Source organism: Nitrosospira multiformis (assembly GCF_900110185.1).
Classification (GTDB): Bacteria; Pseudomonadota; Gammaproteobacteria; order Burkholderiales; family Nitrosomonadaceae; genus Nitrosospira; species Nitrosospira multiformis_A.
Window position 1 is genome coordinate 270159 of sequence record NZ_FOCT01000001.1, and the last position, 13578, is coordinate 283736.

The window sequence follows — 13578 nt, forward strand, 5'->3', positions numbered from 1 at the left end:
CATCTCTATCACCTTATTTACGCCCTTTGATCTTGCTTCGGTTTCTCCACATGATATAGCCGGTAGTAAACAGAATAAGGGGTGAAAAACCGATTAGCAGCTGGAGGACACGCGTAGTTAACCCTCCTGTCTCCCCGATATGGAGGGGGTAGAGATTATTATAAATCCGCGTGCCCACAGATGCAGTCAGCGCATTCTCTACACTCTACAAACAGCACTTTCCGGGTGTATTGATCGAAATAGATGAAACTTCTGCCGTTAGGGTGCCATTCTTCCGACAGCTTTTTTCGTACCACCACCGAGGCCCGCGGCGTTTGAGGGAAATTAACCCAGGTGGTAGGCGCCGGCAGGATACGGTCGGCTTCATACAATAAATCGTCGATTGAAAGGTTCACCTACCCTCTTCCATCAGGATCGGAAGGGGGTGGTGTCGGATGGGGCGGACTGGCTGTCAAAAAATTTATAAATTCAACCACCGGTTTGTTGAACACCAGCGAGATGCCTGTAAAGGCAATGATCAGAAGAAAAAGAACCGCGTAGATACCCAACGCACGATGAGCCGATAATTGCTGCGATTCTTCACGAGAATCCCGCGGATCGAGAGATTGTCGTATGTCGAGCCGTTCAGTTGCGCGAGTCACACCGGCTGTATTGCGCAAAGCACCGAACAAACTGGTGGTTGCTTGCGCATCCAGCACTTCCCTCGTCACGACATTGCTGGTCTGGGTACATCGATGGGCGCCATGTCGCCGAATGTCCCGACCTGCACCGTGTCCAATTTGAAGCTCCCTACGCGTTCTCCGGTAACAGTTACAGGGGGAAGCTGTTTTCCTGGCTCAGCCTGACTTGAATCCTGGGCAGTCTGGATTTGGCTCGAAGCTTGAGCTTGGCTTAAAGTCTGGACTTGGCTGGCCCCCTGCGCCTCCTGATTTGGAGTTTGACCATTTGCATGCATTGTCCAGGAAGCCAAAGAAAACGCAGCGAGGGCGGATAAATCCGCTTTCAATGCCCGGAGCCGGAAGATCCTCTTGTGAGACAGGTTGCGCCGAAACCCGCGAAATGCCGCAGTTTTTTTGTTCTTATTTTTCATGTGGCTACGCCTTAAAAAAGCCGGCCAGCGATTAACTGGCAGGCTCTGGAATAAAAATATGGCTGGCTTGCCCGAAAGCGGGCTGGCGGGCTAAAAGCTGCCGGGAAAGGAGGACCTGGCAGCAACGGATAACCTGTATTTGGCTTTTTTGACTTTTTCTCGAATATTCCTGGTTTTGGTTTTAAAAAATCTGAGGTAAAACTTTTTTATGCCAACGCTAACCCTTCTTCCCTATGGGGAACGCTGCGACATCTCCTCAGATATTACTTGTAGCTCTGCAAAACCAAAAACCAAATTTAATACGAATGATTCTCATTATACATAGCAATGGGAAAAAAGCAAATCATAATCGTTGTCTTCAGGGGAGCAGTCCATTGAGCAGTTGTCAGGAAACATGGAAGAAAATTTGCTTCTGCCGGGATCATTTTTATGTGACCATTTGCCGGTATATATTCCCGCTACGTCTGGCAGATCCTGTACCGTAAAACTCCCTACCGTCGAGGGATTGACTCCGCCCCTTTTTTCACTTGAGTGTCAGACATTCGTCCTTCCTCTATAAAAAACTTTTTCAAATCTACCACTGGTTGATGATGCTTGCGTATCGCTCCGAATATCGCCTTCTTCCGCATCTTCGGTATAAACACAAATGGTACTTACAGTCCCATGTCGTATGCGTCAAACCCTGGTAATCTCTCATTCGATTCTCCTAGCTTTTGGTCGAGCTAAAAGAATCGGGACGACCCCTTCACACGGTCAAACCTTACTGAGTCCTCCAGCATAGGTCGGGGGATTACGTTATTTATTTAAAACACATTTTTACTCCGGCATTGGCAAGCGCAATTTGAAATCTGCTTCGGGAGGGCCCTTGACAATAACATCCAAAAATCCGAGAAAGGCCGAATTCTGGCCATCGCACATACCTATCCACGTTTTAACCCTTGTCGCGGTATCTCTCGCTGTTCTACCTGTACTCAGCGCTCAGCATTTGCCATTGCTTGATTCGGCTGCACACATCGCCCGGATCGCGGTTCTGCGTGATCTCATCATCACAGGGGCTGGCTCGCCTTTTTACTCGCTGGACACCCTGCTTCTGCCAAATGTTGCATTCGACATCCTAGGGATAGGCCTGGTCAATGCTCTCGAACCGGAGACCGTGGCACGGCTATTCTTCGCGCTCACTTTGGTACTGATGCTGACTGGAACTTTGGTGCTGAATCGGATTGCCATTGGCCGGTGGAGCGTGGCGCCACTTGTCTCATCGTTCTTGCTGTTCAATCTGGTTTCAATACTAGGTTTTTTCAGCTATATCTTCGGCCTCGCACTAATGCTCTGGGCCTTGGCTATGCGTTTGAGTCTGGAACGGTCCGCATGGGTGTGGCGCACGATATTCGGGGTATGCGCAGGTGTATTGCTTTTGATGTGCCACGTCTTTGCATTTGGCATATACGCTGTAATGGTAATTGGCGTGGGCGTTGCTGCCATGACAGAACGGCGAATAGGCCTTCGACGATTGGCTGGCTATGGGCTCGAACAGATCCCCGCCTGTCTCCTTTACCTGGCAATGTCGGCACATCAGGTGGGGGCCGGCGCTTATAAGATGCCCTTTTGGCAGAGCAAGATGTTCGGCTTGGCCAAAGCATTTACATCTGGATCGTTCGCCGGCGATATGGCATTTGTGCTTGGCGCAGTTTCATTCGGGGTACTGCTCGTCACCGCGACTCGCTTTCGCTTGGCACGGTCCTTCTGGCCTGGTCTTGCCGCTCTGGTTTTGCTTTATTTGGCACTGCCATTTTCGCTTAATTCAGGTTCCTACGTTGATTCTCGCATGCCTATAGCCATTGTACTATTGGGTTTGGCGGGCACTGACATGCAGATCCTCCGTGGCGTCCTGTCGAACGTATTCCTTGCAGTGCTGGGCGGCTCGCTGTTGGCAAAACAGCTGGCCTTGACGATGCTCTGGGCCTCCGTTGATCCACAGATTGATGCTATCGTGACAGCATTACGCGCCTTGCCCAAGAATGCCATTATCATGCAGCTTGAATGCCATCCCGAAGAAAGCGATGTCATGAATGTCTATCGTTCTCGTCAGCCGCCATTGACGCACGCGGCTGCCTTGGCAGGTCTTGACGGTACACGCTACCTGCCGAATGTATTCGCCATCAAAGGGCAGCAGCCAATTCAGGTGGTCCCGGCATATCAGCCGTTTTACCAGGCGTTCCAGTCCTTTGGCGCATCGGTGTGCACCCGTGCGGAGTATGTTGATGCGGTACGTAAGGTCCAAAACCTTGCCGTAGCAAAGAACGAAACACAGTACACGGTGCATCCGCTGTACTTGTTGCTCATACGCCCACCCGCTCCTCACATGTTGGACGGCGTGGCCATGCGCGTTGCTGCCGCGCCAGCCTGGGAGGTTTACGCCATTGCCGCGGGTCAAGACTAATCCTCAAACCCTCGAAATGATCCGATCGGAAGCATGGGATCTGAGACGAGTCAAACTCAAAACGCATTCCAATAGCCCCTATCATGACGATTATTCGCTTGGTACCTGTATGTTACAGAGATACCGATTCCAACTTCGGCTGGATCATCAATGTTTCAGCCGGCAGGCCGGATATCCTGAAGAATTTGCGGTCGTTCCACCACCGCAATAGTTACAATATAGCATGCGCAATGTCATGTCACCGTAGATCGCACTGATCTACCTCCTTTCGAACATAGCCCGAAGCCGCGCAACCGAACTGTTTAAAAATCACAATTCCCGCAGTATCAGCCACCCCCGTTTCGAACCGGGCTAAACGGCTGGTTTGCCGCGGTGCTGTATACCGGCTCATGCCACCTCCCCCTAACAATGGAAATGAACGAAAGCTTTGCTGTTGCGTTCGAAATCTGAAGCGGAATGATCCGGAAAATCATTTCGAGCGGGCAGACAGGCCCGGATCATGCGGCATTGGACTGGGCCTGGAACACGATGTTCAACATGGGGGATGGTGCCCTGGCGGACGGCGTGCAGAGGATGGGATAATACCCGAGCGCTATTCTTTGCAGGAAACGCCGGTACGCCAATACCAGCAGCGCACACGATGGAACGTGTGCGACAGTGACGCGACGCTGATTATCTCGTTATCGATGGAGTTGACCGGCGGATCGCTGACTACTCAGGAATTGGAAGTCCCGGGACTGGGGCTGGGCGACCAGCTTGAGGTCGACTGGTTGCCGCTGATGGGGAAGGTGCACTTGGGCTACAACCCGCAGAAACCAGGACGACCTTCGCACAGTTCTCACAGTGCGCTGATGGCAAAACACGCGGCTGGCACTGGCGGTGGAAATGATGGCGGGCAACGAGACGGCGCCCATGCACGGCATGCCCGGGATCTGGGCCTTTCTGAATGCGTTGCCGAAGGGGGAGCGCCCCACCTTGCTGCGCGGTGATGTGGCCTATGGCAGCGAGTCGATTCTGCACGAAGCCGAAGCTCGCGGCCAGCCTTACCTCACCAAGCTGCGACTGACGAAGAACGTAAAGGGCCTTATCAGGAAGCTCTTCCACTCCAACAGCTGGGAAGGGGCGGGACAAGGATGGGAAGGTTTGGAGGACACTCTGAAGCTGGCAGGCTGGAGTCGCGGGCGGCGCTTGGTGGTGCTGCGCAGGAAGCTTACGGGCGAGATGCTGATGAGTGGCAAGGATAAGGATCAGGGCGAACTCGCCTTTGTTGTGGGCGAGCGACGCTACGCTATGAGTACACCTGCTGGCCACCTCGGCGCAGTACGAGATCCTCACCCTGGCACAGCTCTATCGTGACTTGCTGACGCCGAGAACAACTTCGATGAACTCAAGAATCAGTGGGGCTGGGGCGCTACCGTCTCATGGCGCGAATGGTGGCACTAGTCTATAAATGATGGACGCTGTTCGTACGGCTGGCCCAGCCGCACAAGCACTTCGAAGCTATTTCCAGCCGACTGCTCTTGCTGCATGGGGTCGCCACGCAAACGCGGCACGCCGGACAGAGGCGCCTGATCATCATCAGCGCCTACGTCAGGCAAGCGGCCGTGCAAGCTGTTCTGACAAGATTGGCAGACTTCCTGAGTTTACTGAAGGCCACTGCGGAGCAGTTGACTGACGCCCAGCGGTTGCGCGATTCTTGCCCGCGCGTTTGCCACATTCATGCTCGCAACCCCCGGTCCGCCCGGCCTGTTGACCGTTCAATCGGACCCAATCTGAAAGCTCGGCTGCTTTATTTAGGTTTAGAGGTGATTTACAGCGTGAAAGAAAATAATCTTACCGTGGTATTTGATCTCGGGGTGTGCTGATCGACTGGAATCTCTGGCACCTTTATCGCAAGCTTTATATGGGCGATGAAGCAGCAATGGAGAAATTCCTGTCGGAAATATGCACGCAAGAATGGAATATGCAACAGGACGCCGGGCGGACCTGGGCCGAAGCAGTGGCAGTTCTGAAAGCTGAATATCCTCGTCATGCAGATATGATCGACGCCTTTCATCTTCGCTGGCATGAGATGATCGGCGGGCAGATCGACGATACAGTTGCAATTCTTCAGGAAACGCGCAAGCGTGATGTACCGCTTTATGCGTTAACGGATTGGTCTCAGGAAACTTTTTTTGACACTGTAAACCGCTTCGATTTCCTAAGCTGGTTCAGAGGCATTGTGATTTCAGGCGCGGAAAAACTCATCAAGCCGGAGCCTCGCATCTTCCAGTTGCTGCTCGACCGATACGGTCTTGCCGCGGAACATGTCGTTTATATTGACGATAGCCCCTCGAACATGAAGGCTGCCGCCGCATTAGGCATGTATGGGATTTATTTTGTTTGTGCGGATACCCTTGGCGCCGAATTGGCAAACCTGGGTTTGTTGCCGAACCCAACCGAAAAGCACTCTCCAGTGAAAACAGCATGCCGTAAAAGACACACGTCCCATTTCTATGCAGGATTTGCCACAGAAGCCTTAATTTACTGCCCGTCTATCCACGCACGGGCTGCCACATTAGCCGCCTCATATGCCTTGTCTTCGTCGTGCAAAGGCTCCACAAAGCTTTCGTAAACCACTATGCCTTCATCATCCATTATCCTGTAGCGGCCATTCCAGAGACTACTGGCATCGTCCCGCTCCGATGCAGTAATGATCGTGTACCCTTTATAGTCAGTATTCATATTGCCTCCATAGGTAAACTGACGATGATAATTGTGAACCGACGTATATCGATGTTCCCTCTCCTCGGTTGGAGAGGGGCGGTATAGCAAACGTTCATTACCAACCCATGCTCCCATTCGAGCCAAATCCCTTAAATCCCTTACGCCCCTTGCTCCGCATCCATTCGGGAATAGAGATGACAAACTTGCCCGGCGTCAACAAAACTTTTCCCCGTTTGTATTATTCTATGAATATTAGAGTTGCAAATTCAACAGAAGTCGGATTCCTCGCACCACTTCCCCGATAGTAAAACCTGGAGTTGTCATGCCGCCTCGCACACCCCGCTATTTTCTTCCCTTCAAAATCCTCAGCATCGTCGTAATCGTATCAATCGCGCTGGCGATAACCTACGCCGCCCTGATCTCGCTTAAGAACTGGCACGGCATCAGCGTATAAACTCTGCCGTAGCAGTACTCGTCTCTAACATTTCAAAGAGGTATCGATGACCAAACGACAGGGACGGCTTTTTTTTATCATTTGCACCCTTATTTCCGCCACCGTCTTCATTGGCCTTACATTCGACAGTCATCGGCGCTTTCCCGGGCTTACCAATGAAGACAAGCTGACGCCCGAGATCATCAGGGGAAAAGACGTCTGGCATAACAACAACTGTATCAACTGCCACACCCTCCTGGGAGAGGGAGGTTACTATGCGCCCGATCTGACCAAGATTACCCAGCAGCGGGGCACGCCTTATCTCACCGCATTCCTGAAGGACCCTTCCCAGTTCTATTCCGAGGAAAAGCATCGACGCCTGATGCCGAACCCGAAACTGAGCGATGCGGAAATCAGCGAGGTCATCGCCTTTCTCGACTGGGTCGGTCATATCGATAACCAGGGCTGGCCACCGCGTCCCATTATCGTATCCGGCACAACGATTCCAGGTACCGACGTCGGCCAACCTCCAACCCATGCTTCCGTTTCCACGGATCCGGTCGCGCAGGGGGAAGCGCTCTTCCGCTCCTCACCTCCTGCCTGCAATGCCTGCCATTCGATTGCTTCTGGGGTAAATCTGGCAGGACCCACCCTCGCCGGGCTTGCCACCCGTGCCGCGGCGATCATTGCCTCTCCTGAATATAAGGGAGAAGCGAAGACGCCGGTTGACTATATTCGCGAATCCATTACGCATCCCAGCGCCTATCTCGTTCCTGGAGCCACGTATTCCGCCAACAACCAGTCGTTTATGCCCGATAATTTTGCTGCCGATCTTGAGCCGCAGCAAATCGACAGTCTCGTTGCTTATCTCGAAACCTTGAAATAGGAGACGCTATGCGCTACCGCTCACAGTCGATCGCATACTGGTATTTCGCTGTCGCCATGTGCCTGTTCGGCCTGCAACTGGTATTCGGGCTGCTCAGTGCGACCAAGTACCTCGGGCCCGACCCGCTTCTGAATTTCCTCCCTTTCGACAAAACCAAGGCTATCCACACCAACCTTCTGATTGTCTGGGTGCTTACCGGATTCATGGGCGCAACCTACTACATGGTGCCTGAGGAATCGCGCAGCGAAATCTATAGCGTCAAACTGGCCTACATCCAGCTTGTCGCCTGGACACTGATGGGAGTGACGACGGTTGTCGGTTATATGTTCGGCTGGACCGCCGGCAACAAAATGCTGGAGCAACCGTTCCCGCTAAAGATCGTGATTGTCATTGTCATGCTGATGTTCCTGTATAACATCCTTATGACAATCAAGCGGGCGGGACGCTGGACCGTTACTGAAGGAGTGTTGGTAGCCGGCTTGGCGTTTGCAGCAATCCTGTATCTGCCGGCCCTGATCGAATATGAAAATTATACTGTCAGCATCTTCTATCGCTGGTGGACGATCCACTTGTGGGTGGAAGGCGTATGGGAGATGATACAAGGCGGGCTGCTCGCGTATCTACTGATCCGGTTGTCCGGTGCCGATCGGGAAGTCATGGAAAAATGGCTGTACGTGATCGTCGGCCTGGTTTTCATGGCCGGTATCCTGGGTACCGCGCATCACTACTACTGGGTAGGCGTGCCTCATTACTGGCTGCCCATCGGGGTTTTTTTCAGCGCCCTGGAACCGGTAGCGCTCCTCGGCATGGCAATGTATGCATACTTTGCCATGCGGCGCGCCGGGTTTTCCCACCCCAACTCGCTGGCCGTGCACTGGACTATCGGCAGCACCGTATTCACGGTATTTGGCGCCGGGCTGCTCGGATTCGCACATACTTGGCCGAGTGTCAACAAATGGACGCACGGCACGCTCATCACCGCCATGCACGGCCATGGGGCTTTCTATGGCGCCTACGCCATGACTGTGCTGGCCATGATCAGCTATATCCTGCCCCACCTCACCAGTGATCGTAAAGTGGAGGGAAACAGTATCGGCTACTGGGCGTTCTGGATGCAGGTAATGGGAATGTTCGGCATGACGCTCTCCTTCGGCACGGCTGGCATTGGGCAGGTTTACCTGGAGCGAATCCTCGGCCTGGGCTACCTCGATACACAGTTGAAACTGCAGGTGCATTTCCTGATGCTGATCGCCACCGCATCAGTATTCGCCACGGGAGCAGCCCTGTTCATCTGGAATTTTTTCCGAACTGCGCCCAGATCCGTCGCGGCAATTGATTCCAGCACATCCGCACCCGATCTTGCGCCCGCCGGTCATGCCAACTCCGCCGCTAGCGGATAGATTGCGCGATAATGGAGGAGTCGTTAATCAAGCTCGCTGCTTCAGAAAATACGTGCCAGGATGTGCCGCATCCGCAGGCTGAAGCGCCTTATTACCTTCCTTTCGGCGATGAAGTAAGCATTTTTACGCAATGCCATCGGCGCCACCTCGCCGTCATGCTGAAAGGACCGACGGGCTGTGGAAAAACGCGTTTTGTCGAGCACATGGCTTGGCGCCTGAAGCGGCCCCTCATCATCGTATCCTGTCACGATGATCTGACCGCGGCGGATCTCGTGGGCCGCTTTCTGATACGCGATAATGCCACGGTATGGCAGGATGGTCCGCTCACGCGCGCTGTTCGCACTGGCGCAATCTGCTATCTCGACGAAGTGGTTGAAGCGCGGCAGGACGCAATCGTCGTTATCCACCCTTTGACGGACTATCGGCGGGTTCTCCCTATCGACAAAACCGGCGAACTGATTGAGGCTACCCCAGGTTTTCAGCTTGTCATTTCATATAATCCCGGTTATCAGCATGTAACCAAGGACCTCAAGCCGAGCACTCGCCAACGCTTTGTCGCGCTTGATTTCGACTTTCCACCTCCTGAACGGGAAGCCGAGATCGTCATCCACGAAAGCGGCGCGGAACACGCCATGGGGCATGATCTCGTGGCACTGGCCGGACGCATCCGCGGTCTGGCAGACCGTGGTCTCGCCGAAGTACCCAGCACGCGCCTGCTGGTGTCAACAGCCCGCCTCATCGCCAATGGAATCGCCCCCCGGCTGGCCTGTCATGTTGCACTTGTGTCTCCATTATCCGATGATCCTGCCCTCGTGGCCGCGATGCGCGATCTCGTAGATGCAACGCTGCTGGATTAAATACTCCTAGCCAAACCTCCTCGTGCGAACCCTCGTTCTTTCTTATACCCTTTTCCCAGCACTGTTTCCGCATGGCCGAACCTGAAGGGCTCATTATCGATGCCGCCCGCCAGGCAACTGCTTTCGTATCCCGTCTGTGGGACAATGACAACAACGTGTCGGATAATTCCTGCACGCTCTCCGCCTGCCGGCAACGCCTGGAATTTCTCCTGTCGGCCGTTCAGGGGCACGCTGTATCGCTGCGGGTCGCCCAACCTCCGCCGCCGCCATCTGCGCTATCCCGGTTGTTTGGCCGCATCCCGCGACATCTGATCGAAACCCGTCCGTTGCCGGCGAACGATGGAGCCACGATTTTCCTGCCCATGCAGCTTCATCCGGGCGAACAGAGCGAGCTTTCTTCGCACCATTTCTTTCGATTGCTCGCCCTGCAGCAAGCCGGGCGTGCCCGGCGGCGGGCACAGCAAATGGCGCCTGCTGATACGTTGTTGACGCTTGATCTTTTCCAGCTGAGCGAAGCGGCTGCCGCAGATCATGCCCTCGCCCTTCATTTTGCCGGCCTGCGGCATGACCTTATGGCCTTGCGCCGCGTGATGCTGTCGCAGCGACCGCAGCCTGCGCTTCTGAACCCGGTCGAACAGGCGGTGGAAGAACTTTATTGTGGCGTACTCAAGGCTTGTCCGGATGACATTCCTCCCCCGCTTGCCCTTGCGCGGAAACCCGAGGATTCACTTGACTGGGCGGTGGAGATGAGCATGAAGATCTCGATTCGAACAGGGGTGCGCGCGGTTCGCTACCGAGGATGCGCCAAGGATCTGTGGTGGGGTAAGATGCTGCCGCCCTCCTCCGTAAATCAACCCATCCGATACGAGGAAGCACTCCGGGATATGACGCAGCCTTCCGCAAACCCCCGGCGCAGCGCGAATCTTTCCCGTCGTCCGCAAGTCCGGGAAAAAACTCCCGATGAGGATGACGAGACGCAAGGGATGTGGATGGTGCAGAAGGATGATCCGCAGCAGCACGTCGAAGATCCCGCGGGCCTCCAGCGGCCGGCTGACCGTGACGACGACGCCGATGCCGGCGATCTGGCGGATTCCCTGTCCGAACTGCCGGAAGCACAGCTCATCTCATCTTCGAAAACCGTGCGCGAACTCCTGCTGGCGGATGATCCCCTTGACCAACGCACGACGCTCGTCCTCCCCGGCAAGGGAGCGGCGCGCGGTATTGCCTACCCGGAATGGGATTTCCGCGTTTCGCGTTATCACAAGGAGGCTGCCATCGTTCGGCTTCAACCGCCATTGCTGGGAGATGTCGCCTGGGCAGAGTCCGTGGTGGCAAGACGCCCTGCTCTGCTGCGGCAGGTACAGCTTCGACTTGAGGGACTGCGACCGCGGCGGATTCGCTACCACCGCCAACCGGAAGGAGAGGAGATCGATATCAACGCCTGCGTGAATGCCTTCGCGGAACAACGAGCAGGCTTGCCCCCGCAGGATCGCTTGTATCAATCAGTAAAAGCAGCGCGGCGCGACATTGCCGTTGCATTGCTGATCGATATCAGCGGCTCGACCGATGGATGGGTTTCCCAGGAGTTGCGCATCATCGATGTTGAAAAGGAAGCGCTGCTGCTCGTTTATCTGGCGTTGACCAAACTGGGTGATCCTTTCTGCATTTATGCCTTTTCGGGAGAAAGCGCCCAAAACGTCTCATTATGGCCCTTGAAGAATTTTGAAGAGAACGACCGGATACTTGTGCAACGCCGCATTGGAGCATTGGAACCGCAGCTCTACACGCGCGCAGGAGCCGCGATTCGCCACACCACCAATCTGCTCACTGCCACCGGCGCCCGGTATCGCCTGCTTATCCTGCTGTCGGATGGAAAACCCAACGATGTCGATCGCTACGAGGGTCGCTACGGGGTGGAAGACATGCGCCAGGCCGTGGCCGAAGCCCGCCTCCAGGCCATTCATCCGTTCTGTATTACCGTCGACCGGCACGCGCCGCAATATCTTGCCCGGGTGTTTGGCGCGCGGCACTACGCCGTATTGCAGCAGGCGGAAACGCTTCCTGTTGTCCTGGCAGACGTGCTCAGAAGGCTGATTAGGCAGTGAGCTTCGCTCCTCTGTCGACCCACGAATTGCCGCCATCCCCCGCATTCCTGCGATAATTCTTTCTCAATCTAGCCGTTTTCCCCACAGCATTTTGGTTTGCGGTGGCCTGCTGGTTTAAAATAACGATCTTGCCTATAACCGCCGAGCTTGAGCGAAACCGGTTAAAATCCAACTGAAATCCTTTGCATCTATTACTGGAGAGACATTGTGCTGTTTAAGCGCGTCAAACCTGTGGATCACATCCTGGAGTCGGCTGAAACCCGAGGGCTCAAACGACAGCTTGGCGCATTTGATCTGACCATGCTGGGAATCGGCGCTGTCATCGGCACCGGCATCTTTGTATTGACTTCGGTGGCCGCGGACAAGGCAGGCCCGGGCATGATGTTTTCCTTCCTCATAGCCGGGTTCGTCTGCGCGCTGGCCGCCCTTGTCTATTCTGAAATTGCCGCGATCGTACCAGTGGCAGGATCGGCCTATACCTACTCTTACGCGGTGTTCGGTGAACTCGTCGCATGGATGGTCGGCTGGGCGCTGATTCTGGAGTATGCGATCGCCGCAGCGGCGGTAGCCGTTGGCTGGTCCGGTTATATCAATGGCTTCCTGAACGAAATAGGCTACGGGCTGCCGCTGGCCCTGACGGCAGGACCGGCGGACATAATTGTCGGGTCGGATGGCACCACAGCGGCAGGAGGATTCAACCTGCTGGCATTTCTGGTGTCGTTGTTCGTCACCGTGCTGCTGATCATGGGCACGACGAAAAGCGCCAGGTTTACTGCAGTTCTGGTTGTCATAAAAATTATCGCACTTACCGCATTTATCGTTCTCGCCCTGCCGGCGGTAAATTCGATAAACTTCCAACCCATGCTGCCCAACGGATGGGGCACGCCGCTTTCAGGAGTGGGAATCCTGGGTGCCGCTGCCTCCATCTTCTTTGCCTATGTCGGATTCGATGCTGTTTCGACCGCAGCCGAAGAAACGAGCAACCCAAATCGTAATGTGCCGATAGGATTGATAGCTTCATTGACGATTTGCACCCTCATTTATCTTGTCGTCGCCTACGCCGCGGTCGGCGCAGTGGGAGCGCAGCCGGGAGGTGATTTGTCCCTCTCCAAAGAACCGCTGGCATTTGTGCTGCGCGAGGTCGGTTACCCAACCATAGGCAACTGGGTGGCTTCGGCAGCAATTGTCGCACTGCCCTCTGTCGTGCTCATGATGCTCTATGGGCAGACCCGGGTCCTCTTCACCATGTCTCATGATGGATTGATGCCCGGTATTTTTTCTCATGTACACAAACGCTTTCACACTCCCCATATTGTCACCCTGGTCACCGGAACGGCCGTCGCGCTGTTCGCTGCCATGTTTCCGGTAGGAATGCTGGCCGATATTTCCAATTCCGGGACGCTCTTCGCTTTCTTCATGGTCGCTCTCGGCGTGATGGTCCTGCGACGCCGTGCACCCGATCTCCATCGGCCTTTCAAGACCCCTATGCTGTGGATGGTCGGCCCACTGGCAATGGGGGGCTGTGGTCTGCTGTTCGTCAGCCTGGGGTGGGAGACAATTAGACTATTCCTTGCATGGGCAGGGACTGGCCTGATTATCTATTTCGCTTACGCTCGCAAGCATAGTCATCTTGGAAAACAGCAGGCAAACTAGTGCTTTCA

General features: G+C 54.7%; 15 protein-coding genes and 1 pseudogene. 11 read left to right on the plus strand and 5 right to left on the minus strand.

Annotated features, from left to right (window positions below; all coding sequences use genetic code 11):
• Nucleotides 1-13 precede the first annotated feature (13 nt).
• The 5 genes and pseudogenes from BMY01_RS18690 to BMY01_RS18215 form a co-directional block, all read right to left on the minus strand.
• Nucleotides 14-178, minus strand: coding sequence for a PepSY domain-containing protein (locus BMY01_RS18690; protein WP_175463184.1), 165 nt, complete (start codon nt 176-178; stop codon nt 14-16).
• On the minus strand, nt 159-395 hold the full coding sequence (locus tag BMY01_RS17980; protein ID WP_139176639.1) for a hypothetical protein: 237 nt from the start codon (nt 393-395) through the stop codon (nt 159-161). Before BMY01_RS17980 ends, BMY01_RS18690 begins: the two co-directional genes overlap by 20 nt.
• Complete coding sequence (locus BMY01_RS17240) at nt 396-710, minus strand: PepSY domain-containing protein (protein ID WP_175463185.1); 315 nt, start codon at nt 708-710, stop codon at nt 396-398. It abuts the gene before it with no gap.
• Nucleotides 707-1090: a hypothetical protein gene (locus BMY01_RS17245; RefSeq protein ID WP_139176643.1), complete on the minus strand. Its 384-nt coding sequence runs from the start codon at nt 1088-1090 to the stop codon at nt 707-709. Before BMY01_RS17245 ends, BMY01_RS17240 begins: the two co-directional genes overlap by 4 nt.
• A 590-nt stretch (nt 1091-1680) precedes the next feature.
• Nucleotides 1681-1787 (minus strand): annotated as a pseudogene (locus tag BMY01_RS18215) (IS200/IS605 family transposase); the annotation flags it as partial.
• A 168-nt stretch (nt 1788-1955) separates the two neighbouring features.
• Between BMY01_RS18215 and BMY01_RS01350 the strand changes: the two are divergent.
• The 11 genes from BMY01_RS01350 to BMY01_RS01400 all read left to right on the plus strand — a co-directional run bounded on the left by BMY01_RS01350 (nt 1956) and on the right by BMY01_RS01400 (nt 13570).
• Nucleotides 1956-3530, plus strand: a complete 1575-nt coding sequence (locus BMY01_RS01350) for a hypothetical protein (protein WP_139176645.1) — start codon at nt 1956-1958, stop codon at nt 3528-3530.
• A 389-nt stretch (nt 3531-3919) separates the two neighbouring features.
• Nucleotides 3920-4519, plus strand: a complete 600-nt coding sequence (locus tag BMY01_RS01355; RefSeq protein WP_074743785.1) for a YpsA SLOG family protein — start codon at nt 3920-3922, stop codon at nt 4517-4519.
• Nucleotides 4506-4886: a hypothetical protein gene (locus BMY01_RS01360; RefSeq protein WP_074743786.1), complete on the plus strand. Its 381-nt coding sequence runs from the start codon at nt 4506-4508 to the stop codon at nt 4884-4886. Before BMY01_RS01355 ends, BMY01_RS01360 begins: the two co-directional genes overlap by 14 nt.
• A gap of 164 nt (nt 4887-5050) precedes the next feature.
• Nucleotides 5051-5395 (plus strand): hypothetical protein, encoded by a 345-nt coding sequence (locus BMY01_RS01365; protein ID WP_074743787.1) that lies wholly within the window; start codon nt 5051-5053, stop codon nt 5393-5395.
• Nucleotides 5389-6144 (plus strand): HAD family hydrolase, encoded by a 756-nt coding sequence (locus BMY01_RS01370; protein WP_074743788.1) that lies wholly within the window; start codon nt 5389-5391, stop codon nt 6142-6144. Before BMY01_RS01365 ends, BMY01_RS01370 begins: the two co-directional genes overlap by 7 nt.
• A gap of 414 nt (nt 6145-6558) precedes the next feature.
• Nucleotides 6559-6690, plus strand: a complete 132-nt coding sequence (locus BMY01_RS18560) for a hypothetical protein (RefSeq protein ID WP_302848408.1) — start codon at nt 6559-6561, stop codon at nt 6688-6690.
• A 46-nt stretch (nt 6691-6736) separates the two neighbouring features.
• Nucleotides 6737-7555, plus strand: a complete 819-nt coding sequence (locus tag BMY01_RS01380; protein ID WP_074743790.1) for a c-type cytochrome — start codon at nt 6737-6739, stop codon at nt 7553-7555.
• A gap of 8 nt (nt 7556-7563) precedes the next feature.
• The gene (locus BMY01_RS01385) at nt 7564-8955 is read left to right on the plus strand and encodes a cbb3-type cytochrome c oxidase subunit I (RefSeq protein WP_074743791.1); all 1392 of its coding nucleotides are present in this window, start codon (nt 7564-7566) and stop codon (nt 8953-8955) included.
• Between the two features lie 11 nt (nt 8956-8966).
• Entirely contained in the window at nt 8967-9812 is an 846-nt protein-coding gene (locus tag BMY01_RS01390) for a CbbQ/NirQ/NorQ/GpvN family protein (protein ID WP_217638597.1), read from the plus strand.
• A 71-nt stretch (nt 9813-9883) separates the two neighbouring features.
• Nucleotides 9884-11917, plus strand: coding sequence for a nitric oxide reductase activation protein NorD (locus tag BMY01_RS01395; RefSeq protein ID WP_074743792.1), 2034 nt, complete (start codon nt 9884-9886; stop codon nt 11915-11917).
• A 207-nt stretch (nt 11918-12124) separates the two neighbouring features.
• The gene (locus tag BMY01_RS01400; RefSeq protein ID WP_074743793.1) at nt 12125-13570 is read left to right on the plus strand and encodes an amino acid permease; all 1446 of its coding nucleotides are present in this window, start codon (nt 12125-12127) and stop codon (nt 13568-13570) included.
• The last annotated feature ends 8 nt before the right edge of the window (nt 13571-13578 follow it).

What these genes read in the sequence shown, in the direction of transcription:
- BMY01_RS17245 (WP_139176643.1), bottom strand. Translation starts at nt 1,090, where the DNA reads ATGAAAAATAAGAACAAAAAAACTGCGGCATTTCGCGGGTTTCGGCGC.
- BMY01_RS01355 (WP_074743785.1), top strand. Translation starts at nt 3,920, where the DNA reads ATGCCACCTCCCCCTAACAATGGAAATGAACGAAAGCTTTGCTGTTGC.
- BMY01_RS18560 (WP_302848408.1), top strand. Translation starts at nt 6,559, where the DNA reads ATGCCGCCTCGCACACCCCGCTATTTTCTTCCCTTCAAAATCCTCAGC.
- BMY01_RS01380 (WP_074743790.1), top strand. Translation starts at nt 6,737, where the DNA reads ATGACCAAACGACAGGGACGGCTTTTTTTTATCATTTGCACCCTTATT.
- BMY01_RS01385 (WP_074743791.1), top strand. Translation starts at nt 7,564, where the DNA reads ATGCGCTACCGCTCACAGTCGATCGCATACTGGTATTTCGCTGTCGCC.
- BMY01_RS01390 (WP_217638597.1), top strand. Translation starts at nt 8,967, where the DNA reads ATGGAGGAGTCGTTAATCAAGCTCGCTGCTTCAGAAAATACGTGCCAG.
- BMY01_RS01395 (WP_074743792.1), top strand. Translation starts at nt 9,884, where the DNA reads ATGGCCGAACCTGAAGGGCTCATTATCGATGCCGCCCGCCAGGCAACT.